Source organism: Spartinivicinus poritis (assembly GCF_028858535.1).
Lineage (GTDB): Bacteria > Pseudomonadota > Gammaproteobacteria > Pseudomonadales > Zooshikellaceae > Spartinivicinus > Spartinivicinus poritis.
This window is the reverse complement of the sequence record NZ_JAPMOU010000005.1, coordinates 119,685-144,582: the sequence shown is the minus strand read 5'-3', so window position 1 is coordinate 144,582 and position 24,898 is coordinate 119,685. Positions and strand designations below refer to the sequence as shown.

The 24,898-nt window shown below is 44.3% G+C and carries 17 protein-coding genes; 10 read left to right on the top strand and 7 right to left on the bottom strand.

What is annotated here, in order from left to right:
• The first annotated feature begins 12 nt into the window (after window positions 1–12).
• The 8 genes from ORQ98_RS06210 to deoD all read left to right on the top strand — a co-directional run bounded on the left by ORQ98_RS06210 (window position 13) and on the right by deoD (window position 7,993).
• Window positions 13–642, top strand: a complete 630-nt coding sequence (locus ORQ98_RS06210; protein WP_274687921.1) for a YjfI family protein — start codon at window positions 13–15, stop codon at window positions 640–642.
• Window positions 639–1,331: a PspA/IM30 family protein gene (locus ORQ98_RS06205; RefSeq protein WP_274687920.1), complete on the top strand. Its 693-nt coding sequence runs from the start codon at window positions 639–641 to the stop codon at window positions 1,329–1,331. The genes ORQ98_RS06210 and ORQ98_RS06205 overlap by 4 nt, the downstream gene beginning before the upstream one ends.
• Before the next feature lie 125 nt (window positions 1,332–1,456).
• Window positions 1,457–1,936 (top strand): cytidine deaminase, encoded by a 480-nt coding sequence (gene cdd / locus ORQ98_RS06200; RefSeq protein ID WP_425347669.1) that lies wholly within the window; start codon window positions 1,457–1,459, stop codon window positions 1,934–1,936.
• A gap of 196 nt (window positions 1,937–2,132) precedes the next feature.
• Window positions 2,133–3,365 (top strand): NupC/NupG family nucleoside CNT transporter, encoded by a 1,233-nt coding sequence (locus tag ORQ98_RS06195; RefSeq protein ID WP_274687918.1) that lies wholly within the window; start codon window positions 2,133–2,135, stop codon window positions 3,363–3,365.
• A gap of 350 nt (window positions 3,366–3,715) precedes the next feature.
• On the top strand, window positions 3,716–4,492 hold the full coding sequence (gene deoC, locus ORQ98_RS06190; RefSeq protein ID WP_274687917.1) for a deoxyribose-phosphate aldolase: 777 nt from the start codon (window positions 3,716–3,718) through the stop codon (window positions 4,490–4,492).
• A 183-nt stretch (window positions 4,493–4,675) separates the two neighbouring features.
• A complete protein-coding gene (gene deoA, locus ORQ98_RS06185) occupies window positions 4,676–6,022 on the top strand; it encodes a thymidine phosphorylase (RefSeq protein WP_274687916.1) in 1,347 nt (448 codons plus the stop codon).
• Window positions 6,019–7,236 (top strand): phosphopentomutase, encoded by a 1,218-nt coding sequence (locus ORQ98_RS06180; protein WP_274687915.1) that lies wholly within the window; start codon window positions 6,019–6,021, stop codon window positions 7,234–7,236. Before deoA ends, ORQ98_RS06180 begins: the two co-directional genes overlap by 4 nt.
• Window positions 7,237–7,279: 43 nt before the next feature.
• Window positions 7,280–7,993 carry a purine-nucleoside phosphorylase gene (gene deoD, locus ORQ98_RS06175; protein ID WP_274687914.1) on the top strand — a complete coding sequence of 238 codons (714 nt, stop codon included), beginning with the start codon at window positions 7,280–7,282 and terminating at the stop codon, window positions 7,991–7,993.
• 134 nt (window positions 7,994–8,127) lie between these two features.
• On the opposite strand, the gene ORQ98_RS06170 is transcribed toward deoD, so the two are convergent.
• Window positions 8,128–11,436 carry a GGDEF and EAL domain-containing protein gene (locus ORQ98_RS06170; protein WP_274687913.1) on the bottom strand — a complete coding sequence of 1,103 codons (3,309 nt, stop codon included), beginning with the start codon at window positions 11,434–11,436 and terminating at the stop codon, window positions 8,128–8,130.
• A gap of 72 nt (window positions 11,437–11,508) precedes the next feature.
• Between ORQ98_RS06170 and mnmC the strand changes: the two genes are divergently transcribed.
• Together mnmC and ORQ98_RS06160 are read left to right on the top strand one after the other, a co-directional pair.
• Window positions 11,509–13,611, top strand: coding sequence for a bifunctional tRNA (5-methylaminomethyl-2-thiouridine)(34)-methyltransferase MnmC2/FAD-dependent 5-carboxymethylaminomethyl-2-thiouridine(34) oxidoreductase MnmC1 (gene mnmC, locus ORQ98_RS06165; protein WP_274687912.1), 2,103 nt, complete (start codon window positions 11,509–11,511; stop codon window positions 13,609–13,611).
• Between the two features lie 20 nt (window positions 13,612–13,631).
• On the top strand, window positions 13,632–14,930 hold the full coding sequence (locus ORQ98_RS06160) for an NAD(P)/FAD-dependent oxidoreductase (RefSeq protein ID WP_274687911.1): 1,299 nt from the start codon (window positions 13,632–13,634) through the stop codon (window positions 14,928–14,930).
• Between the two features lie 40 nt (window positions 14,931–14,970).
• Here ORQ98_RS06160 and ORQ98_RS06155 read toward each other — a convergent pair whose 3' ends face one another.
• The 6 genes from ORQ98_RS06155 to ORQ98_RS06130 form a co-directional block, all read right to left on the bottom strand.
• Window positions 14,971–15,411, bottom strand: coding sequence for a hypothetical protein (locus ORQ98_RS06155; protein WP_274687910.1), 441 nt, complete (start codon window positions 15,409–15,411; stop codon window positions 14,971–14,973).
• Between the two features lie 495 nt (window positions 15,412–15,906).
• Entirely contained in the window at window positions 15,907–16,512 is a 606-nt protein-coding gene (locus ORQ98_RS06150) for a transglycosylase SLT domain-containing protein (RefSeq protein ID WP_274687909.1), read from the bottom strand.
• Between the two features lie 82 nt (window positions 16,513–16,594).
• Window positions 16,595–18,631, bottom strand: a complete 2,037-nt coding sequence (ligA, locus tag ORQ98_RS06145; RefSeq protein WP_274687908.1) for an NAD-dependent DNA ligase LigA — start codon at window positions 18,629–18,631, stop codon at window positions 16,595–16,597.
• A gap of 81 nt (window positions 18,632–18,712) precedes the next feature.
• The gene (gene zipA, locus ORQ98_RS06140; protein WP_274687907.1) at window positions 18,713–19,759 is read right to left on the bottom strand and encodes a cell division protein ZipA; all 1,047 of its coding nucleotides are present in this window, start codon (window positions 19,757–19,759) and stop codon (window positions 18,713–18,715) included.
• A 343-nt stretch (window positions 19,760–20,102) separates the two neighbouring features.
• A complete protein-coding gene (smc, locus tag ORQ98_RS06135) occupies window positions 20,103–23,609 on the bottom strand; it encodes a chromosome segregation protein SMC (RefSeq protein WP_274687906.1) in 3,507 nt (1,168 codons plus the stop codon).
• Between the two features lie 506 nt (window positions 23,610–24,115).
• On the bottom strand, window positions 24,116–24,781 hold the full coding sequence (locus tag ORQ98_RS06130; protein WP_274687905.1) for a GntR family transcriptional regulator: 666 nt from the start codon (window positions 24,779–24,781) through the stop codon (window positions 24,116–24,118).
• Between the last annotated feature and the right edge of the window lie 117 nt (window positions 24,782–24,898).

The window sequence follows — 24,898 nt, the reverse complement described above, 5'->3', positions numbered from 1 at the left end:
TAGGAGAAAAGCATGACTCGCAAGTCTGGCGCCCACTATCAACGCATGTTTAGAGAGCGCTTGCGGGCACAAGGCCTGATCAAAAAAGATGTCTGGATATTGCCTGAACATGCTTCTACTCTGCGACAAGTAGAGAAAGTTTTACGCCTACCAGACACGCAACCTAGCGATATAGAGAGGATCACAATGGCTGAAGAAACATTATGGAACACCCAGTCGCTGTATGAAGAGCTAAACAACGTAGAGTTGTTTAAGTCAGACGCAGCCACCTTGGAAATAATTGAAGGTACCGACCAGTGTTTGCACATTGTCATGCATGAATACGCTGATATCCCCATCTTCCTCAGCGTGTCAGGGGAGCAAATTTTGGCTGAAGTGATTCTCTGGTCAACAGAAGAAATCAATGATGTTACTGCTTTTAACGAGGAGGTTCTTCGTACTCACAAGCTACTGCCGCTTTCCAGTATTAGCTTAGACCGCTGGCCAGATGGCAAAGATTACTACTGTTTATTTGGTGCATTAAGTGCCTCTTCAATCATCCCTAGTATTGTATTTGAAATAGAAACGCTGGCCGATAATGTCATCAAAGCATCTGAGGCTTATGAACGTTTTTTAGTTAAACAAGAAGGAGCAAGCGCATGAGCATCTGGAGTAAATTAATGACAGCCGTTCGTGGTGGTGCGACAGAAATTGGCGAAGCCATCGTTGATAATCAAGCCTTGCGCATCCTTGACCAGGAAATTCGCGATGCGGGTGAAGAACTTAACCGTTCAAAAACTGCTCTGGCGAATATTATGGCGAAAGAAAAACTTGCTAACGACAAATGTGGCCAGCTAAAAACCAAAATCAGTGAATATGAAACCTATGCCAGCCAGGCTTTAGAAAAAGGCAATGAAACGTTAGCGGTAGAAATTGCAGAAAAAATTGCTGATTACGAGTCACAACTGGCAACCGAAGAAGACGTCAAAAGCGGCTTCAACCAAAGCGTAGAAAATTTACGAAAAGCCGTTACCCATGCCGAAAGCAATTTAAAGCGCCTTAAGCAGCAAGTGGATACGGTAAAAGCAACCGATAGTGTGCAGAAAGCCCAAGCAGCTGTTGCAGCCCGCTATAGTGGGGCCAACTCAAAAATGCAAACAGCAACCGACTCACTAGACAGAATCAAGAAAAAACAAGCAGAGCGCGCTGCCCAAATGGAAGCGGCCCAACAAATGTCAGAAGAGCATGGTGATGCCAGCTTAGAGTCAAAAATGAAAGCCGCAGGAATTAAGCCTGGTGCATCTAGTGCCAACGATATTCTGGCTCGATTAAAAGCCAAAAAACAAGGTTAATATTTTCGCTAGCCCTGCTTTGTAGGGCTAGTCAGAGTTTTGATTATCCAACGAAATATTCAGGCCAGTTGTTTTCTTCTTTAATTTCTATCCAACCATTCATTTCCATCCGACTATTTTAATGCTTGCTTTCTTGCAGGTTGTTGTTCAGCATTAGCTCCCGTTTGAAAAATGAGGAAGCAACCATGACCTCCTTATCTGCTGAAGTGCTCGCGCAGATGAAATCAGTAGCCAAACAAGCCGCAGCCAATGCTTATTGCTGTTACAGTCAATTCCCTGTGGGGGCTGCTCTGTTAACGGTTGATGGGCAAATGATTCCTGGCTGTAATGTGGAAAATATTTCCTATGGCCTCACTAACTGCGCCGAAAGAACCGCAATTTATTCAGCTACTGCACAAGGGATTAACAAGCAAGCCATGCAAGCCATGCTGATTTATATGCCTGGTAATAAGCTTTACTCCCCTTGTGGTGCCTGCCGCCAAGTCATTGCCGAATTTTTAGCAGCAGACACACCTATTTATGCTGCATGTGATGATGAAAATCAGCTACAACAGTGGACCGTCCAATCACTATTGCCCGCTGGCTTTAGTTTTGACGGGCTATAAAGCAAGTAGCCAGCACTGCACATAACTTTTAGTTAATAAAATAAAAATTCTTAAAATATAAACACGTTTCAATAACCAGCAAAATCGCAGCACTTTAAAAAAACGGCTCAAAACTTAACCAATGGGACAAAAAGCGTTTGCGATAGGCAATGAATTTGTAATAATTGGCCGCTTTAACGCTGGTTGAGGTAGACCCATGATCCTACAAATAATAATTAGCCTCGGGGGGATGCTCGTCCTACTGGGGATTGCCTTAGCACTATCGAGTAACCGAAAAGCCATTAACCTTCGTACCATAGGGGGAGCATTTGCACTTCAATTACTGATAGGTGCTTTTGTACTTTATACATCAATTGGCCAGGATGTCTTAAATGCCATGGCTAATGGTGTCAACGCCGTTATTACACAAAGTAAAGTGGGCACTGAATTTTTATTTGGCGATCTAGCCAAATTTAAAGTGGGTTTTGTCTTTGCGATTAATGTATTAACTGTCATTATCTTTTTCTCATCACTAATTGCCGTGCTTTATTATTTAGGCATTATGCAGTTGGTCATTCGCTTTATTGGTGGCGGCATCCAAAAATTACTGGGTACCAGCCGTCCAGAATCGTTATCTGCAACTGCCAACATTTTTGTTGGGCAAACCGAAGCCCCGCTGGTGGTAAAACCCTTTATACCTACCATGACTCAATCAGAACTATTTGCCATTATGGTCGGTGGCTTAGCCTCTGTTGCAGGTACAGTACTTGCCGGTTATGCGGGTCTTGGGGCTGATATGCGATTTCTAATTGCAGCCAGTTTTATGGCGGCACCAGGCGGGCTATTAATGGCAAAAATAATTATGCCAGAAACGGAAAAACCCCATCAGAACTTTGAAGAAGTATTAGATGATGCAGATAAACCCGCCAATGTGATCGATGCTGCTGCTGTAGGTGCTTCCAATGGTTTACGCCTGGCTGTTAATGTGGGGGCCATGTTAATTGCTTTCGTTGGCTTAATTGCACTTTTAAACTTCTGGTTAGGCGGGATAGGTGAGTACTTCGGTATCACAGATCTTACCTTCCAGTACTTGCTTGGAAAGCTATTCTCTCCTTTAGCATTTATTTTAGGCGTACCCTGGAGTGAAGCTAACCAGGTAGGCTCCTTAATTGGACAAAAGCTAATTTTAAACGAGTTTGTTGCCTACATGGATTTTGCCAATATTAAAGACAGTTTATCACCCACTTCTCAAGCAATCGCCACCTTCGCTCTTTGCGGCTTTGCTAACCTGTCTTCAATTGCCATCCTGTTAGGGGGACTTGGTAGCTTAGCCCCTTCTCGCCGCCAGGATATCGCTAGAATGGGGATTAAAGCAGTTATAGCAGGCACCCTCTCGAACCTAATGAGTGCCACTATTGCCGGGATCTTTTTAACCCTGGCTGTCCTATAACTCACCAAAGTGCTTTTACACTAAAGGACACTGAAAAATATATATGGAGTAACAGGATTTTTACTCTACTGCGCTAAAGGCCATCCTTGGTCTTTAGCGCTTTTGCTGGGTCCAGTCAGCAGTCACTCCCTATTATCCGATTTTTGCGAAAACGTGTTCAAAAATAGCTTTTCAGCAGCCCCTTTGTTTTTTATCAAGTTTTCCCACAATATTTTCCAATTTCACTTGATTTCATTCCCAGGAAAAGGCATAAGAAAAAACCAGACCGATTGGACAACTTTTTTAGATTCACATAGAGTAGTAACCCTATTCAGCCTAGGCTTCATCATATAAAGCAATAAGAGAAAAGTATGACTAAATTAGCACAAGCTGCACAACAAGCGCTTAACTTAATGGATCTGACCTCCCTCAATGACGATGATACTGAAGCGAAAATTATTCAGCTTTGCCACCAGGCCCATAGCCCTGCAGGTAATACAGCAGCGGTTTGTGTTTACCCTCGCTTTGTTCCTATTGCCAAAAAAACTTTAACAAGCCTGAACTGTGAAAATATTCTGATTGCCACTGTCACTAATTTTCCAGCGGGTGGAGATGATGTTGCTATTGCTGAAGCAGAAACCCGTGCTGCTGTTGCCTATGGTGCTGACGAAGTGGATGTTGTATTTCCCTATCGAGCACTAATGGCTGGAAATGAAACGATTGGCGCTGAGCTGGTAGCTGCTTGTAAACAAGCTTGTGGTGACAAAGTTAAACTGAAAGTGATTATCGAAAGTGGTGAGTTAAAAGACCCAGCCTTAATTGAAAAAGCCAGTCTAATCAGTATTCAGGCAGGCGCTGATTTTATTAAAACTTCCACCGGCAAAGTACCTGTTAATGCCACTCTAGACGCAGCGGAAATCATGCTAAAAGCAATTAAAGCTAACGGCAGTCAGTGCGGCTTTAAAGCAGCGGGCGGGGTTCGTAATGCTGAGCAAGCAGCAGAATATTTATCACTGGCCCGCAACTTGTTAGGTGATGACTGGGTCTCTGCACAACACTTTCGCTTTGGTGCCAGCAGTTTATTAGCAAGCTTACTCACCACCTTAGGGCACCAACCAGGAAACAATACAGCTGGTAGTAGTTATTAACAAAACACTACCAATAACAAAAACAAGCAATTAAAAATCAACTGTAATTACCCTTCAGAATGCTCTAGTCGTTCATGAAGGTGTCGCTAACGATTATTGGTGAATAAATATGAAGCTTCCATATTTTACCAACTTTTGCGACAGCCTCTCATGAAGGGTATAAAACCAATAGGGGTGCATAAGATGTATTTACCTCAAGAAATTATTCGCCAAAAGCGCGATGGTCAAACGTTAAGTAAAGAGCAAATACAGTTTTTTGTTGAGGGGATTACCTCGGGCAAAGTTAGCGAAGGCCAAGTTGCTGCATTAGCCATGGCTGTTTATTTTAACGATTTTACTATGCCTGAGCGGGTCGCTTTTACTCAAGCCATGCAGCACTCAGGTGATGTACTCGACTGGAGTGACTTACAGTTACCTGGCCCTATCGTAGACAAACACTCAACCGGTGGGGTTGGCGATGTCGTTAGCCTTATGCTTGGGCCAATGATTGCGGCCTGTGGAGGTTATGTGCCGATGATTTCAGGTCGTGGCTTAGGCCATACTGGCGGCACATTGGATAAACTCGACAGTATCCCCGGCTATAACACTAACCCAGATAACACCCGGTTTAGAAAAGTGGTCAAAGACGTTGGCGTTGCCATTATTGGTCAGACTGCCAACCTGGCACCTGCTGATAAGCGGGTTTATGGTATTCGTGATGTCACCGCTACCGTTGAATCCGTAGCAATGATCACCTGTTCCATCCTCGCTAAAAAACTTGCCGCCGGGCTAGACGCCCTAGTGATGGATGTAAAAGTCGGCAACGGGGCCTTTATGCCCAGTTACGAAAAATCCAAAGAACTGGCTCAGAGCATTGTTCAAGTCGCTAATGGTGCTGGAGTAGCTACCAGCGCACTGTTAACCGATATGAACCAGGTGCTTGCGAGTACGGCCGGTAATGCTGTGGAGGTTCGCGAAACAGTTGATTATTTAACCGGTCGTTACCGTAACCCTCGATTACATCAGGTGACCATTGAGTTATGTGCTGAGTTGCTATTGCTAGCCAATCTGGCAAGCTCAATCTCAGAAGCCCGCGATAAGCTCAACATGGCCTTGGATAGCGGTAAAGCTGCTGAGATATTTGCCAAGATGGTCAGCGCCCTCGGTGGCCCTGCTGATTTACTGGAAAAACCAGAACACCATCTACCGCTGGCTCCGATCAGTAAACCACTAGTTGCGTCCCAAACTGGTGTCATATCCACTATGAATACGCGAGAGCTAGGTATTGCCGTTGTTCAGTTAGGCGGGGGCAGACAACGTGCTTCCGATAAAATCGACTACCAAGTAGGGTTATCTGATATTGTGACGTTAGGCACAAAGGTTGACAAAGGCCAGTCATTAATGACAATTCATGCCCGCAACGAAACTGACTGGCAAGCCGCTGCAGATTACATTTCAGCCAATTTAACTTTATCGACAGCAGCACCAGAAACAACTCCTTGTGTCTATGAACGCATTGATTTAGCAAGCTGCCAAGAGAAGCCCCTATGAAACGAGCCCTGATTTTAGTACTGGATTCCTTCGGGATTGGTGCCACCGCCGATGCTCACACTTTTGGCGATACCGGTGCCGATACCCTTGGCCATATTGCTGAAGCCTGTGCAAAAGGAACAGCGAATAATGGTCGCAGCGGTCCACTGAAGTTGCCTAATCTGACCAAGCTAGGCTTAATGCACGCAGCAAAAGGTAGTACAGGCAACTTTCCTATGGGTGTGGATACCCAATGTGACCTCATTGGCGCCTATGGCTTTGCCAAAGAACTCAGCAGCGGCAAAGACACACCAAGCGGTCACTGGGAAATAGCTGGCGTACCTGTGCTATTCGATTGGGGCTATTTTTCTGAGCAGCAACAAAGCTTTCCTCCCGAATTACTGGAAAAACTGATTAAGCGAGGCAAATTACCTGGCGTATTGGGTAATTGCCATGCCTCTGGCACCACTATTATTCAACAGTTAGGTGAAGAGCATATCAAGAGCGGCAAACCCATTGTTTATACCTCAGCTGATAGTGTGTTCCAAATTGCCTGTCATGAAGACAGTTTTGGTTTAGAAAGGCTTTATGAGCTGTGTGAGATTGCCCGTGAGCTTTGTGATGAGTACAACATTGGTCGGGTGATTGCCCGCCCCTTCGTTGGTGACCATCCAGATAATTATGCACGCACTGGCAATCGGCGTGACTATGCTGTACCCCCACCCGCCCCAACCGTACTGGATAAACTGGCTGCTGCAGGTGGCGAGGTAATCAGTATCGGTAAAATTGCCGATATTTATGCCCACCAGGGCATTACTCAAAAGGTCAAAGCGACTGGCTTGGACGAATTGTTTGATGCAACCCTGACAGCAATGGACAACACTGGCGACAACAGTATTATTTTTACCAATTTTGTCGACTTTGATTCATCCTATGGCCATCGTCGTGACATTAACGGTTATGCCTGTGCCTTAGAGTACTTTGATCAACGCTTACCAGAATTACTCAATAAAATGCAGCCTAGTGATATTGTCATTATGACTGCTGATCATGGCTGCGACCCCAGCTGGCCTGGCTCCGACCATACTCGAGAACATATTCCTGTGTTAGTTTACGGTCAGTCAGTCCCCACTCAAGACCTGGGTCAACGAGAAACTTTTGCAGACATCGGCCAAAGCCTTGCCAGTTACTTTAAGTTAACGCCGATGGAATACGGCACTTCATTTTTGTCGTAACTCATTAATTTTTTTAGAACGAACAAAACGGAGAAATAACATAATGGCTACTCCTCACATCAGTGCAGCACCCGGTGATTTTGCTGAGACTGTATTAATGCCAGGCGACCCGCTAAGAGCTAAATTTATTGCTGAAAACTTCTTAACAGATGCTAAATGTGTCACTGAAGTCCGCAATATGTTTGGTTACACCGGCACTTATAAAGATCGCCGTATTTCAGTCATGGGCTCCGGCATGGGGATTCCTTCCATGTCCATTTATGCCAAAGAATTAATTACTGATTATGATGTTAAAAAAATTATTCGGGTGGGTAGCTGTGGTGCTGTTGATGACAGCATCAAATTGCAAGATATTATTATCGGTATGGGCGCTAGCACCGACTCCAAAGTAAACCGGATTCGCTTTAATGACTATGATTTTGCGGCTATTGCAGATTATCAATTATTAGCTAATGCTGTGACGGCAGCTAAACAAAAACAATTACCAGTACGAGTGGGTAATGTGTTTTCATCCGACCTGTTTTATACCCCAGATCAACAACTGTTTGAGCTAATGGCAAAATACCGGGTATTGGCTGTTGAAATGGAAGCGGCTGGTTTATACGGGGTAGCCGCTGAGTATGGTGCCCAAGCACTGGCTATTTTCACTGTCAGTGACCATATTACCCGCAATGAAAAACTCAGTGCAGAAGCACGTCAAACCAGCTTTAAGCAAATGATTGAGCTGGCATTAGATTCTGTTTTACTAGATAAATAACGGTTTTAAAAAAGCAAGCTTAGTGTCCGATATGGAGTAACTCCCCACAGAATACCCTGTTACTCCATATGTATTAGCTTCTGCGATCATCTCTGGCAGCTTTTTATTTAGGTTACCTCTAATTAAAATCCTCTTTAAATAGAGAACTTCACTTCCTCGCCATTATTTGATCGATTTTGAGTAAACTGCCTGACGATTTCATCGGGGCTAACCGGCTCGCAAAATAAATAGCCCTGCGCTTCATCACACAACAATTGTTGTAAAAACTGTTGTTGCTCGATGGTTTCCACCCCTTCAGCAACGGTTCTAATGCCCATGCTTTTGGCCAAATGAATAATAGCTCTAACAATCCCAGCCTGATCCGCCTCAGGCCCCCCTGTAGTAGAAATTTGATGAATAAACTGCTTATCAATTTTAACGCAATTAATAGGTAGCCGGTTTAAATAACTCAAAGACGAATAACCTGTGCCGAAATCATCAATGGCTACTCCTACACCTAGATCTTTAAAAGCATGGAGTAATACACTGTTCTTTTCGACATTTTTCATTACAGCGGATTCAGTTAATTCAATTTCTAGGTCACTACCAGCCAGTCCATACTCAGACAACACCTGTTGAATAAATTTGTGTAACTGGTTATTTTGCAATTCGGTAGCAGAAACATTCACCGCGATTTTTACTGAGAGCCCTGCTGCCCTCCACTCCTGAGACTGCCGGCAAGCCTCTGTTACAATCCAACGTCCCAAGCTATGAATTAACCCAGAGTTTTCTGCAATAGGAATAAACTCCAGCGGCATAACTTCCCCAAACTCAGGGTGTGTCCAGCGTGTTAATACTTCAACACTGGTATATTGCCCAGTAATTAAATTGGTTCTGGGCTGAAAGGTCAGGTACATTTGTGGCGAGCCGATGGCTTTTTGTAAGTCTTTTTCAAGCCTTACCCGCCGCTGCATAACCTCGGCCTGCTCTTCCTTAAACAGCGATACATGCAACCCTTTATGTTTGGCCTGATACATCGCAATATCGGCATTTTTAAACAACTCGCCCAGGTTATCGCCATCTTCCGGGTAGCAGGCGATACCAATACTGGCGCCTAGTTCAATTGGATGATCATTGATCTGACAAGGTTCATTTAACGCTTCTCGAATTCGATTGGCTAATTGTAAAGCCGTTAATGAATTACACTCAGGTAAAATGATCGAAAATTCATCCCCTCCTTGACGACACAAGGTATCTACTTCTCTCAAGCTGGATTTCACCCGCTGGCCAATTTCGATTAAAACAGCATCCCCCACATCATGACCGAGGGTGTCATTAACTTGTTTAAATTTATCCAAATCAATAACCATCACCCCCATACTTTTTTTCTGGCGCTTGGCCATGGCCAAGCTTTGCCTGGCTCGTTCCATCAATAATCGGCGGTTTGGTAAATTAGTAAGGGAATCATAAAAAGCCAGATTCTCAATCTGCTCCATCCGTCTTACCCGCTCAGAAATATCTTTATGAATACCAATAACGCGACGGGGGTTCCCTTCCACATCAATGTCCACCACTTTACCGCGTGACAGCACATGAATTAATTCACCATTACTACGATACATCCGGAACTGATCTTCATACTCACCATGACGACAAATATGATCACCGATAAAAGCTTTGGCTTTTGGTAAATCATCAGGATGAACATATTGCAACCAAGCCTGGGGATCATCTTCAAATTCAGTACTCGCATAACCCAGCATGGCAATATACTGCGGGCTATAAAAAATACTTTGGGTTACCAAGTCATAATCCCAAATGCCTTCATCAGCCACTTCAAATGCATAACGCAGCTGTTCTTCACTGCGTTTTAAGCGCTCTTCTGCTTCTTTACGTCGAGTAATGTCCGTTAATGTACCCAACAACCTAATGGGCTTATTCTCTCGATCAAACTGGGCTTTGCCCCGTTCTAGCACCCAAATATAATGGCCGTCACGATGCTTTTTGCGATGTTCGCTTAAATAAAACTCACTGGCTTCGCAGGTATGGGCCTGACACTCTTTAATAGTGCGCTCACGATCCTCAGGGTGAATTAAACTTAACCATTCTTCCCCGTTTAAAATCATATTTTCCTGGCTATAACCCAGCATTTCATACCAGCGAGGGGAATAAAACAACATTCCATCTTGAATTTCCCAGTCCCAAATACCATCCTGACTACCTTCCAACGCCAACTGCCAGCGCTGTTCAGAACGTACTAATTTATTAATGGCACGATGTTGTTCTGTAATATTGACAGCAAATGCAATGACTCCATTTATAAAGCCATCACTACTCAATACAGGGGTATAACGAAAGTCATAGACTTCTGATTCTCGATCAGGTGACTCATAACGGCGCTCAACCTGTACGGTTTCTCCTCGAATGATTTGATTTAAAAAGCGAATGCCTTCATCCTCACTGGAAAACTCCACTGCAACGGGTAAAAAATCCATGCCCGGTTTAATTTCAACCTTTGCATAATGCTTCATTAACTCAAAGTGCGTTTCATTAAAGAAGATATATTTAAAATCCATATCTAATGAAAAAACCTGGATCGTAGGATTATCCAATAAATCATGTCCTCGCCACTCAGCCAGACCTGACTTCAGTAATTCATCATCTCCTGCTTCCACAGCTTTTTCAGGATTTTGTAACAGCTCCAAGGTTCGCTGGGTTTCCAGCAGCTCTTTTTGCAGCTCTTTTAAATTACGAAATATTGAAAAGATGGGTTTTTTCCATTCGGATAAGTCTGGTAAAGGCTCAACGCGTAAACCAACCGCCATCCACAAACATGCCATGAAAGTTGCAATACCACTGGCTAACCAGGCATAGGCCAGTAAATCCTGCCCAGCTAAATAACTGAGCTCTGCCAGGTTATGACGCAATACAGAATCAACCAGCAAAATCAACAGCATAGTAATACCCAGTCGCAGAGCGGCTGAAATACCGGGCATCAGCCACACCAGGATTTCCCATAATATTGCCATTGATACCAGCATCAGCATGGAAATAGCTGCACTGACCAGGGAGGGTAATACCATGGAGCGTACATGCAGAGGCGAACCATCAGCTACCAAACTGGTATTAAGTGAGGCAAGCCCCAAATTAATAAGCGGCACCAGACTACTAACAATAATTAAACCAATGGCAACCCGTGCCGCAAAAGGCCCCTCATACAGATAAAGGAGAATAACCCCAAAGATCATGCCACTGTAAACGGTAATATCCACCAGCATGAGTGACAGTGGCGCTTTGACAATACGAAAATCGGCATAGCCATAACGCCAAGCTAGGACACTGAAAATAACCAATGCCCCATACAATAATGCCAGGGTGAATTTTTTACGGAGCCTATGACAAAGGCAAACTAACCCATGAATAACGATCAGGTTGACCACAAAGCTCGGCAGCTCTTCAAGCACGCCAACCCCCTTGGATGAAAACAACTACTTTTAAAAATGCTTTTTCATAACTGTAGCCCAGCAAATGTCATTATGCTGGTTGCACCCGTCACTTATATCCCTCGAAAGTTAACAGGTAACTCGCTACAATGCCGTCACAACTCGGTATTGATATTTAGTAGGGCTAACCGCTTGTCATCTCAGCAACCACCTCAGGCAGAGCTTTCCTGGAATCCACAGGGGCTCCCTATCGCCACCACATTCGACGATGTTTATTTTTCAAAAACCAATGGTTTAGCAGAAACACGCTATGTATTTCTTGCGCATAACCAGTTAGCAGAACGTTGGCAAAGCCTTCGAGAAAACTTTTTTACTATTGCCGAAACAGGCTTTGGCACAGGCTTAAATTTTCTCTGCACCTGGCAACTTTGGCAGCAACATGCACCAGCAACAGCACAGCTGCATTATATTTCCTGTGAGCAGTACCCATTGACCAAGCAAGACTTATTGCAGGCACTGGCCTTATGGCCTGAATTAGCTCCCTATGCCAATAAGCTATTGAGTCAATACCAGATACTTGGACCTGGCATTTATCGCTTTCAATTTGCTAACGGCAAGGTTTTGCTTACCTTGTTAATTGGGGATGCTAATGAGTGCCTTCCACAATTGGATGGATCTGTTAATGCCTGGTTTTTAGATGGCTTTGCCCCCGCGAAAAACCCTTCACTATGGCAGCCCAGTTTATTTCAAGCCATAGCAAATAAAAGCACGATAGGAACGACCTTCAGTACTTTTACTGCTGCTGGGATCGTTCGCCGTGGTTTACAAGCCGTTGGTTTTACGGTCAATAAAGTCAAAGGGTTTGGTAGCAAGCGGGATATGCTGTGTGGCATTAAAGACAATACTATCTCTTCTGTAATCACAACTAAAACCCCATGGCTTGATCGTCCCCAACCTCTTCAAACTGCTCAGGCCAAGCAGGCCCTGATAGTTGGTGCGGGTTTAGCAGGTGCCTCCACAGCAGAAGCCTTACGCCTACGAGGCTTTAAGGTTACTGTGTTGGACCAGCAGGCTGCACCAGCTGAGGCGGCTTCAGGTAACCCTCAAGGTGTGCTTTATGCGAAATTATCTGCCCATCAAACCCCACTCAACCAGTTGGTTGGACAAGGCTATCGCTTCAGCTTGCAATGGTTAAATAACATCCAACAGCGATTATCCCAGCAGTCTTTTTGGTCTGCCTGTGGGGTGATTCAACTGGCGTTTAATGACAAAGAAGCGGAACGACAACAAGCGATTATTAACAGTGGCCTATACCCTGAGAGTATGGTCCAAGCTGCTACATCGACTATGCTGAGTGAGCTAGCAGGTACTGAAATAAAATACCCAGGGTTGTTTTTCCCAGAAGCAGGTTGGGTTTCACCTAAGCATTTATGTACTAGTCTCTTGCAGCAGCCTGGCATTAACTTTATACCACAGGCACAAATTATTGATATTCAGTGGCAAGCAGATGAGCAACAGTGGTGTTTAACTGACCATCAACAGCGTCAATGGCAAGCCCCGGTGGTGATCATTGCGGGTGGTACACTAAGTAGTCAGCTAAAAGCAAGCCGCTATTTGAAACTGGCTGCTATTCGTGGCCAAACCAGTTACTTTCCAGTCAACGAAACTAGCCAGCAGCTGAGAACTGTCATTTGTGGTGATGGCTATTTAGCGCCCGCCGTTGCAGGCCAGCACTTAGTAGGCGCTACTTTCAATCACCATTCTACAACTGGCGAATTAACCATTGAAGACCATCAGCTGAACTTACACCGTTTACAACAGTTAGCCCCTAGTTGCTATACAGCCTGCCAGCAGCAACAACCAACTGGATTTCAAGAAGGAAGAGTCGGCTTTCGGTGTACGACTCCTGACTTTATGCCTGTCATTGGTCCACTTGTTGCCGAACAAGCCTTTATTGAAACCTACGGTGATTTACGGAAAAATGCCAGACAGCCATTTACTCAACCAGCCCCTTATCAATCAGGCCTATTTGTTACCACGGGTCATGGTTCTAGGGGGTTAATTTCTGCGCCACTTGCAGGGGAAATTCTTGCTTGCTATGTAACAGGTGAGCCCATGCCAGTAGGCCATGAGTTACTAGCGGCCCTTCACCCTAGCCGCTTTTTGGTGAAGGACTTAATTCAACGTAAGCGCTAAAATCAAAAAGAATACGGCTTATGAGGCATCAAGACTCTGTACATAGTGACAATTACCCCACATCTTATTACGTTGCTAGTGTTAATCAGCAGCCGGCCTACCCTCATTTAAACAGCAATAAAACAGTTGATGTCTGTATTATTGGTGGCGGTTTTACTGGTATTTCTACTGCATTAGAGTTGGCTGAGCGTAATTACCAAGTCTGCGTACTAGAAGCTCATCAGGTTGGCTGGGGAGCCTCTGGTCGCAATGGAGGCCAACTTATTAGAGGGATTGGACATGGGACTGAACAATTTCGGAACTTAATTGGCCAAGAAGGTATTGATGCGATCTGGCATATGGGGATCGAAGCTGTAGAAATTGTTAAAGAACGAGTGGCTAAATACCAAATAGACTGTGACTTAACCTGGGGGTATTTTGACGCAGCTACCAAGCCAAAACACCTTCGTCAATTAGCTGATTACTACCAAGAATCCACCCAACGCAACTACTCTTATCCATTGAAATGGGTTAACCAGGCAGAACTTTGCTCCGTGGTTGGGGCTAACGGCTATATCGGAGGGTTAGTCGATATGGGTAGCGGCCATTTGCACCCACTAAACCTGTGTTTAGGCGAAGCCGCTGCAGCCACCCAGCTTGGGGTTGAAATCTATGAAAAAAGCCCTGTCACTGCTATTGAGCCTGGGCTACACCCCACAGTAAAAACGCCCTATGGCCAGGTTAAAGCCAATGCCGTTGTGGTGGGTTGTAATGCCTACCTTGGTCAACTACTGCCACAGCTAGCAGGTAAAGTGCTCCCCGCAGGCAGCTATATCATCGCTACTGAGCCACTCACTGATAGCCTAGCTCAACAGTTATTACCTCAGAATATGGCTGTCAGTGACCAGCGGATCACCTTAGATTACTTTCGCCTTTCCGCAGACAAGCGGTTGTTATTTGGTGGGTTGTGTCATTATTCTGGTCAGCACCCCGGCAATATTAGCCAGGCCCTGCGACCTAATATGCTTAAGGTATTTCCACAACTGGCCAGTGTGAATATTGATTATCAGTGGGGAGGTTACATTGGCATTGGGGCTAATCGAATGCCCCAATTGGGAGTACTTGACCAAAATATCTATTATGCCCAAGCCTACTCTGGTCATGGTTTGAGTGCCACCCATATGATGGGCAGGCTAATGGCTGAGGCATTGAGTGGTCAGCTAGAGCGTTTTGATGTATTTGCTAATATTAAGCACCTGACTTTTCCTGGAGGCCCATTATTAAGATCCCCCTTATTAGCATTAGGGATGTTGTATTACCGCTTAAAAGACTGTTTTTAAATACAACTATTTAAAACCATGTTCAGAAATTATCCTTACATTATGCGTGCTGCTTGGTTTTTAGCTGGCCATCATGCTGCCATTCACAACGCGCTTTTAACTCTTCACCTGGTGAGTGATAGCTTTTCTCCGCATGCCAGCTAAAAGTATGGGTGCCAGCCAGTTCAGTTTCTAAATGTACGGTGGCAGAATTCCAGTACATTTGCTTTAAAATCGCTTCAAACTTTTTTATCCACTGCTCCCAGTCACACTCCACAGCACAATAAGAAGCCCCAAAGTGAATAACTTGGGTTATATAAGTACCTTGCTCAGGCTGACTGCCTGATACAGCAAAAAAATCACGAGACAAAAAAGGCCACTCATCCCCGCCGGGTAGTGAGTGAATTGTGCGTAAGTTATGGTATCTACGTTTAAGCACTTCTGTCTCATTACCAAAGGGTAAGTCTTTTATACAACCATACACTATTGACTCACGGTCCAAGTGATACTCCTTCCTGAAAAGACCGACAAATGCCGTATTGTAGCGCAAAAAAACCAGCTCTTAGGAGCACTTAATAAATAACGTGAAAAATGTTACCTAATTGAGTGCTCCATCGTATTAGTCTAGCTTTATTGGCGGTCTATTTTTTGTTCAACGAGCGCTAATTGACAAGTAGTTTCAGGTTTGACACTTCATTCCCTGAAGCAATTATTGTTTCGAGCGCTTCAATCCTTCAATCAACCTATACCCTTCACGAATGACTTTAAGGGTTTACAGCCATTCGTATTGGCTATATTAATTAGTTACTGCACCAAGTATTTTTTAACTGTGTATAGGGTAAATTTTGTATTTGCATTATTACTCAATTAACAGTAACTGATATCCCTTCTAAGCTTGGATTATGCTACCAACTGTCTAGAGAGAGAAGCACCTAAGCAAGGGCTTGTTCACAGGCTGGTGTTTTTTTGAAAAGAGTGAGACTTAATTACTCTAAATTTAGCCAAACAACCATTGCCAAAAACTGGGCTTATTTAACTCTTCTTCACATTGCTTCAATTGATAACGATACTGCTTAGCTTTTTTTTCAACCCGCTTAGCCACCCCCATCAACCATCGCTTACGCCGGTAGGTGCGGCGCTGGTAACCACCCCACCCTTCATGATAATTAAGGTATTGATTGCGAGCATCAGATAACTTGACACCATTAATGCGTAGCGATTTATTGGTATACCAGCCAATAAAATCAACTGCATCAGCAAATTCGTCACGATCCCCCCAAGCCCCTACTTCTGTACGATAATCATCCCAAACCCCATCTAGTGCTTGGGCATAACCATAGGCTGTAGAAATACGAGGCCCTGGAATAAATCCCCAATACCATCGCCGTGGCGGTCGTGCATTCGCCACATAGCTGGATTCATGATACATAATGGACATCATCACTGGGATGGGTGTTCCCCATCGCTGGGTGCTCTTTTTGGCTTCGTGGTACCAGTCTTCTTTTTCTTGGAATATGTTACAAATATTATGGGGGTTTTCAGGTGGTGGGGCATGTGCACAGCCCGTCAGAAACAAGCTGATACCCACTACTAACCCCACCATACGTTTACCCGAAGTTGTAGCGTAATGGCCCTTGATTAATGGCCAACTACAGCCAGGTAAACCGAACTTACGAATAATAAAGCTAACTTTCGCCAGAATGATACTGCTCCAACAATGCGATTAAAGCTTGTTCATTGAGTATATCAACACCTAAAGACTCTGCTTTTGCTAGTTTTGAGCCTGCTTTCTCACCAGCAATAACGGCAGTTGTCTTATTTGACACTGAACCAGATACTTTTGCTCCCAGCGCTTGTAAGTTTTGCTTAGCCTCATCACGGGACATTTGTGACAAGGTACCGGTTAATACATAAGTATAGCCAGCTAATGGCTTTTCCTGAGCTTGTTCTACTACAACTGTTGGCCATTGCACGCCATAGCCAATCAACCGCTCAATAACGGCTAAATTATGTGGTTCACTAAAAAATACAGCGATATGCTTCGCTACGATAGGGCCAACATCCGACACCTGTTGTAAGCTTTCCTGATCAGCCTGCTGCAACGCTGTCAGGTTACCAAAATAATTAGCTAACTGTTGTGCAGTTGCCTCTCCTACTTCACGAATGCCTAGTGCATAAATAAATCGGGCCAGTGTCGTTTGCTTAGCTTCAGTCAACGCATTAATTAAGTTCTCTGCTGACTTGGGCCCCATTCTTTCTAGTTTTGCCACTTCCTCTGCAGTTAGGTTAAATAAATCGGCTACATCGTTAATAAGCGCCTGATCAACGAGTTGCTCAACGAGCTTTTCACCTAACCCATCAATATCCATCGCTCGGCGACTGGCAAAATGCTTAATAGCTTCTTTACGTTGTGCAGCACAAATTAAACCGCCACTACAGCGCGCAACAGCCTCTCCTTCAACCCGTTCAATCTGTGATTCACAAACAGGGCAGTGATCAGGTATTGAAACCGGCTGTGCATTAGCTAACCGTTTTTCAATAATGACTTTCACCACTTGAGGAATAACATCCCCTGCCCGACGAATAATCACAGTGTCACCCGCTCTTACATCCAGGCGAGCCACTTCATCCATATTATGTAGTGTGGCATTGGTGACGGTCACACCACTAACGAACACTGGCTTCAACCGAGCAACAGGGGTGATTGCCCCCGTTCGCCCCACTTGAAACTCCACTTTTTCCAATACAGTACTTTCTTCCTGGGCAGGAAATTTATAAGCAATTGCCCAGCGAGGTGCCCGTGCGACAAATCCTAATTGTTGCTGCTGAGCAAGTGAGTTCACCTTATATACAATGCCATCTATTTCATACGACAACTGTTCCCTTTTCTGCTCAAGCTGGGTGTAATAATCTTGAGCTTCAACGACACCTGTCACCACTTTAATTTCAGCATTAAGTTTAAATCCCCACTTACCCAGTAGAACCAATACTTCATTATGATTGTCCGGCAGCTCGCCACCTTCAATAATACCGACTCCATAACAGCACATTTCCAACGGGCGGTTAGCTGTAATACTTGAATCAAGCTGGCGTAAACTACCTGCAGCCGCATTACGTGGATTAACAAAGGTTTTTTCACCTTTTTCTGCCGCTTTTGCATTTAAGGCTTCAAACCCTGCTTTTGGCATATAGACTTCACCACGCACTTCTATTCGGTCAGGTATTTGCTCTCCCATTAGCTGCAATGGCACAGAAGGAATGGTGCGGATATTTAAAGTAATATCTTCACCAGTATTACCATCCCCTCGAGTTGCCGCTCTTACCAAGATTCCTCTTTCATAAAGCAAGCTAACAGCAATACCATCAAGCTTAGGCTCACAGGTGTACTCAATAGAAACATCCGTTTTCAATCGGTCTTGAATACGCCGTTCAAAATCAGCCAATTCTTGTTCATTAAATGCATTATCCAGTGACAACATAGGAAGCTCATGCACCACTTCATTAAATCCAGCCAGTGGAGCAGCACCCACCCGCTGTGTAGGTGATGAGGGAGTAATAAGCTCTGGGAATTGCTGCTCTAAGCTCTGTAGTTCCCGAAGCAAGCGGTCAAATTCAGCATCGGTGACAACCGGATCATCTTTAACGTAATAGTGATAGTTATGCTCATTAATGGATTTTCTTAACTGTTCAACTTGTTGTTTAACTGCACTCGATGCTGACATTCATTTCCCCAACAATCAGCTAAAAAACGTCAGGCCTGCAAAGCAGGCCTGAGATCATAGAAGTTAGTACGAAAAAAAGGTTTACTGAACGGACTGCTTTCTAACCAGCACACGACGTTCGTAGTCCATGATGCGCTGACGACAGTGTTCTAATGTTTGCTGCGTCATCACACTGTGCTGTTCATCCTTCAACTCACCTTGCAATGAACGGGACAAATAGTAAGCTGCCATCGCCATTTCCTCAAAGGCTTTCATTGGCTCTGGAGGCCCTGGCAAACTCATGAACAAACTGAGCACTGATGTTTGCAGCTGCTCCATAGAAGCCAAGTCAAAGTAGCCAGGCTCTACTCCATTAGCTGCACTGAATAAAACACAACCATTACCGTCAGGCTGCTCATGACGATGGAAAATTTGCATCTCACCAAACTTGAGGCCATTTGCCAATAATGCATGCAACAGCTCACTACCAACAAACCCTTCTTCGGTTTTTGCAACAACATTTATAATGATCACTTCTTCAGCAATAGACTGATTAGATTGATCCACCGCTGTGGTAGCAGGCTCTTTCTTAACCGTTTTTACTGGGGCTCGTTTAGTGGTTTTTTGTTTGCTGGTATTTTTATTAATAACACGAGCAGCAGTAGGCTTAGTCACAGGTGTTGTATAGTGATCAGTCTTATCCGCTATTAACACATCGTCATCTGCTTCAGCATCAGAAGCAATCACAGGCTTGGTTGTTGGCGCTTTTTTATTCGTTGTTGAACTGTTACTGCCCCATGAAACCTTAGCCGTTTTATATTGCTGTAGTGGTGTCACTTTATCTGTTTTTTCTGCAACCACTGGCGTACTGATTAATGGTGGCTCTGGTGCCACTGTTTCTTCAGCCACAGGGATCACCTCATCATCCAGCATCACCGGCTGATCTCCTTGAGCAACAACACGAGCGCCCCCGTTGGGTAATTCATTATTAAAATCATCAACGTCATTTTGTAACCCAGCACCCATTCCTAAAGACAAGTCTCTAGCGCGACGCCGGTTAACTTTCATCCGACGATAACCATCAAATAAAATACCGGCTATCACAATCATGCCGATAATAATTAACGATTCTCGTAACCCGATATCCATTGTATTTGTCAACCTTATTACTAATTAGGCTATCATAACCCTACTCAACCACTACCTGGCACAACCGTCAGATATTTTTGTGAAGGCCTTGTAAAATAAACACTGCTAACACAAAATATTGAACCATCAGCCTCCAGTTTATGAGCGGTTACAACAGACTTTAACTTGCGCTTGTTGTTTGCTATACGACAATTTACAGCAACAATCTAGAGCGGCAATGCTTCTTACGTCTTACAATAATTATGGTGCATATTTTTCAAGCCGTGCAATATTTAGCCGCTTTTTAGCCATAAATTTTTATCTAAGACTTACGCGCAACCTGTTTCCTATTCATTTTTTGATGCTAGTTTGCTGCCAGTGCAGCGGCAGCTTCTACATCAACGGCTACCAGGCGAGATACCCCAGGCTCTTGCATGGTTACCCCCATTAATTGGCTGGCAGCTTCCATCGCTATTTTATTGTGGGTAATGTAAATAAATTGTACTGACTTAGACATTTCCGTCACCATGCGAGCATAGCGTCCCACATTGGCATCATCTAAAGGCGCATCAACCTCATCCAACATACAAAATGGCGCAGGATTTAGCTGGAAAATTGAAAACACTAACGCGATGGCCGTTAATGCTTTCTCACCACCTGACAATAAATGAATCGTGCTGTTTTTCTTACCTGGGGGTCTGGCCATTATCGCCACCCCCGTGTCTAATAAATCCTCACCCGTTAGTTCTAAATAAGCACTTCCGCCACCAAACACCTTCGGAAAAAGGGTTTGTAACCCATTATTGACCTTATCAAAAGTGCTCTTAAACCGATTACGCGTTTCTTTATCAATTTTTCTGATAGCGTCCTCAAGCGTATTCAACGCTTCTTGTAAATCGTCATTTTGAGCATCTAAATAACGTTTACGCTCTGACTGCACTTCATACTCTTCAATTGCAGCCAGGTTAATGGCACCCAACCGCTGGATTTTATTAGCCAGTTTTTCCAGCGTTTCAGTCCAAATGGCTTCATCAGCATCTTCAGGAAGTTCAGCAATGACTTGCTCTAAATCAAACTGTTCTGCCTGCAGTTGTTCCTGCAACGTATTTAATCTAACCGTTAAACCTTGCCACTCAATCCGCTGCTGCTCTAATTCACCACGAATTTTAGTGGCTTGTTGTTCTGCACCACTGCGTAGCTTTTCATACTGTCGTATTTCATGATCAACGGTTTCAAGCTCACGACGAGCGTTGCCTAATTCATCTTCAACTTGGATTCGACGTTCTAATTGCGCTTCAAGTTCCATATCCCACTCAGCGAGTGGTAATTCCGTTTGGGCAATGGTCTCTTTTATCTGGCTCTGCTGATCAGCAAAACGCGACACCTGGCTGGTTAGCCGGCTCAGGCCTTGCTCAATTGACTGCAGTTGAGTTGTCAGCGACTGTTGCCGCAATGCCAGCTGATGCGATTTATCTTTATCATAACGGGCCTGCTGACGAGCTTGATCAAGTGCGGCCCTGATTTCATCACGACTGGCTAATAACTGTTCCCGCTGACCTTCATCATCTGCCATTAAGTCCAGCGCTTCTTGTAACAGCAGCCGTGCCTCACTGATATTCTGTTGTTCCTGGTGTTGTTGACTGGCCAGCTCTTCTAATTCTTGAAGTACTCTATTACGCCGTTCAAGCACCTGCTCAACCTTCACTTGCTTACCACTCAATGCGGCTTTGCACTCCCCTTGCTGCCGATTAAGCTCAGCCAGGGTTTTCTGAAGTTGCTCTCGCTGCTGCTCTGCAGCTCGGTGTTGATCCTGAAGTTCCGTCAATTGCTGGCTGTGAGCAGCAATGGTGGTTTCCAGGTGGTCAATGGTATTTGCCAGACTTTCCAGCGCTTGCTTGCGCTTTAAGATACCAGCCTGGGCATTATCGCCTTTAGCCACTCTTAGCCAGTTTGGACCTACCCAAATACCTTCCCGGCACACAACAGACTCATGGGGCGATAACTCATGACGATGGGCTAAGGCTTCTGGTAGGGTTTCAGCCAAATAGATCCCTGACAGTAAAGGGGCAATATGGCTATCATCATTAACGATTGACAGTAAAGGCGTTTTACCATTGAGTGAGACTGAGTGCTGTTGGCTCTGAGGTTCAAGCAGAGTAACGGTGCCTTCTTTCAAGGTTGCCAGCTGCTCAGAGGTTGTATCAAGCTGATCCACGACTATCGCTTGCAGACAGTCCCCCAGCACGGTTTCTAATGCGGTTTCCCAACCCGGTGTCACTGACAGTTGCTCTGCCAGCTTAGCTTGCTGTGCTAAGCCAGCTTCGGTGATCCAGCTATTAGCCTCATCATTATCACCCATGGCAGCCTGTTGCAATGCCTCTAACGATGCAAAGCGCCCACGAGCCTGCTGTAACTCACTACGTAACTGATCAAGCACCTCTGCCAGTTTCTGTTCTTGTTGACGATAGCTTTCAATTGACTGAGCAACGGTTTCGACTTGCCCAACTTGTGATTCCGTATTCAGCTCCAGTTCCGACAGCTGCTCTTGCAGCAAGGCAATTTCTTCTTCCAAAGGCCCTGCTGAAAGTCCTAGCTGCTCCTCTTCTAAGCGATGAATCCGTTCATGCAATCGCTTCAATACTTGCTCTAAATGCTGAATGCGGGACTGCTCAACCTCTGCCTTCCGTTTAGGTTCTGCTGATCGCTGGTTAAACTGGTCCCAACGGTTTTGCCAGTTTTGCATTGACTCTTCTGCGGTTTGCAGTGCAATCGCCGATTCTTCTTCTGCTGCACTGAGCAACTCTAGCTCTGGGGTTATTTCCGCCAGCTCTTCAGTCAATTGTGCTTGTAGCTGCTGATCATTAACTAAGTCGGAGTTAGCTTCTTGTAAGTTACTTTCACTGGCTTGCAAGTCTTGCTGAAGCTCCGCCAGCCTGGCCTTAGCATGTTGGATGCTTTGCTCTACCCGCGCTACCTCAGCCCCAATACTGTAATAGCGGCCTTGTACTTCATTAAACTGATCTGTTAAGGAAATATGCAGCTCCCGCTGCTTTTCAATGGCGGAATCTTGCGAGCGCTGCCCCGCAACCTCTGCTTCCAGCTTAACTTCCAGCTCACCAATTAATTGTTTTTTGGTTTCCACCTGCTGATGAATAGCTCGCCAGCGCAACCCTTGTAGCTGTGCTTTTTTTAACCGCTCTTCTTCTTTAAATGCTTTATATTTTTCAGCTGCTTGTGCCTGACGATGCAAGTGGTGTAATTGGCGCTCCAGTTCTTCACGCAGGTCGGTCAGTCGCTCAAGATTCTCAGTAGTACGGCGAATACGATTTTCTGTTTCTCGGCGGCGCTCTTTATATTTTGAAATACCCGCCGCTTCTTCAATAAAAACTCTTAACTCTTCAGGTTTAGACTCAATTAAATTAGAGATAATCCCCTGGCTGATAATGGCATAGCTTCGAGGCCCTAGCCCCGTACCAAGGAAAATATCCGTAATGTCTTTCCGCCGGCATTTTGTACCGTTCAGAAAATATTGATTTTTACCATCGCGGGTAACTCGGCGCTTAACTGAAATTTCACTGTACTTGGCGTATTCTCCCACCAATGAGCCATCACTATTATCAAAAATCAATTCTACCGACGCTTGCCCCACAGGTTTCCGTGCATTTGAGCCATTAAAGATAACATCGGTCATTGACTCGCCACGCAGGTTTTTAGCGGAGCTTTCTCCCATTACCCAGCGCACGGCATCAATAATATTTGATTTACCACAACCATTAGGACCCACAACACCACACATGTTACTGGGTAGGGGGACATTAGTGGGGTCAACAAAAGACTTAAAGCCTGCCAGTTTGATTGATTTAAGCCGCATGTAACATTAAATCTCAATAAACATACTTTATAAGATGGCGGGACAATATAAATAAGACTAGTTGTAATCGTCTAAACCTGCAGTATTTAAGGTACCCCCAAGGATAGCTTAATCACATTTCCCCTTAGGGCTGCATTTACACAGGTTTAACAAATAACTGTATTAACAGGTAAGAGCGTGCTTAGAGCAATCACTACTTAGCATACTATCAACAACCCACGATTAGGCTGTTATATAGGCTTTAAAAGCCTACAGGTCACAACTTACTCACTTCACTATAATCACCATACAGTGGCTGAGCAAAGTGAGTGATTTAGTATGTAGAGTAGTCTCTTTACCAATACAACTAGCACAACTAGCTATAGTCCCCAACAGGACAAGTTTACACAGGCAATGAACTGAATGCACCTAGAAAGTTGTATAGATAGAAGTCAGTAGCATTATCAAAATAACGCTACTGTTCTCAACGAGCGGTAGAACTGATTAAAATAAGATCAACTATACTGTTAGTAGTCACGACCTCCTACAACTGTCATTAACATATCTCGGTGGTGCTTGCCATAAGCAGCAACAACTTGCCTGATTTGCTGTTGATCTCTTTGCTCAACGACCTGAATTAACGCTTTAAAGAAGCTCAAGCTTTTAACAATATGATCCTCATATTTGCTTGCTACCAAGAAATAGGTTCGATGAATAGCTGGCTGAACATTGGCTAAAATTTGTTCCAAATAGGAATTATCAGCAATCGGTAACGCTTGACGTAAAATATCAAAGCTCACCTCAATGTAACGCTCAATATTGCGCTGCTCAGCTAACAACTCAAGCTCTTTTAAAGTTGCCTTGAACGGTTTCAGCTGAATCTCAGCCTGCCAATTCTCAGCTACTTTCAAAGCAAGAAATGAATACAGCTCCACTACCATTTCATATAGGCTTTGAACTTTATGCTCGGTTAATTCAGTGACCATTGCACCACGACGGGGCAAAATATCAATTAAGTGCTTGCGTTGTAATATCAGCAAGGCTTCTCGAACAGAACCACGGCTTACTCCTAACTCGCTTGCTACCTTTAACTCCTGAATCCTTTCCTTAGCAAGTAGCTCTCCTTTAATAATTTTACTTGCTAAGTGTTGTGCAATTTGTTCAGAAAGACTATCAGATGCTTTAAAGACCATTACTGATTCCAGTTATGTAATTTATTATTTCATTATTCACACAAAGATACATAATAATTATTGAAAGCTAAACAGTCATCATATAAGTACAATTATTTTTCTACTTATACGACAAAA

Excerpts from the sequence above, each read along its gene's own strand:
- ORQ98_RS06210 (WP_274687921.1), top strand. The coding sequence starts at position 13 with ATGACTCGCAAGTCTGGCGCCCACTATCAACGCATGTTTAGAGAGCGC.
- ORQ98_RS06205 (WP_274687920.1), top strand. The coding sequence starts at position 639 with ATGAGCATCTGGAGTAAATTAATGACAGCCGTTCGTGGTGGTGCGACA.
- ORQ98_RS06150 (WP_274687909.1), bottom strand. The coding sequence starts at position 16,512 with ATGGTGGGGTTAGTAGTGGGTATCAGCTTGTTTCTGACGGGCTGTGCA.
- smc (WP_274687906.1), bottom strand. The coding sequence starts at position 23,609 with ATGCGGCTTAAATCAATCAAACTGGCAGGCTTTAAGTCTTTTGTTGAC.
- ORQ98_RS06160 (WP_274687911.1), top strand. The coding sequence starts at position 13,632 with ATGAGGCATCAAGACTCTGTACATAGTGACAATTACCCCACATCTTAT.
- ORQ98_RS06130 (WP_274687905.1), bottom strand. The coding sequence starts at position 24,781 with ATGGTCTTTAAAGCATCTGATAGTCTTTCTGAACAAATTGCACAACAC.
- zipA (WP_274687907.1), bottom strand. The coding sequence starts at position 19,759 with ATGGATATCGGGTTACGAGAATCGTTAATTATTATCGGCATGATTGTG.
- ORQ98_RS06180 (WP_274687915.1), top strand. The coding sequence starts at position 6,019 with ATGAAACGAGCCCTGATTTTAGTACTGGATTCCTTCGGGATTGGTGCC.
- ORQ98_RS06195 (WP_274687918.1), top strand. The coding sequence starts at position 2,133 with ATGATCCTACAAATAATAATTAGCCTCGGGGGGATGCTCGTCCTACTG.
- deoD (WP_274687914.1), top strand. The coding sequence starts at position 7,280 with ATGGCTACTCCTCACATCAGTGCAGCACCCGGTGATTTTGCTGAGACT.
- ligA (WP_274687908.1), bottom strand. The coding sequence starts at position 18,631 with ATGTCAGCATCGAGTGCAGTTAAACAACAAGTTGAACAGTTAAGAAAA.
- mnmC (WP_274687912.1), top strand. The coding sequence starts at position 11,509 with ATGCTGGTTGCACCCGTCACTTATATCCCTCGAAAGTTAACAGGTAAC.
- deoC (WP_274687917.1), top strand. The coding sequence starts at position 3,716 with ATGACTAAATTAGCACAAGCTGCACAACAAGCGCTTAACTTAATGGAT.
- deoA (WP_274687916.1), top strand. The coding sequence starts at position 4,676 with ATGTATTTACCTCAAGAAATTATTCGCCAAAAGCGCGATGGTCAAACG.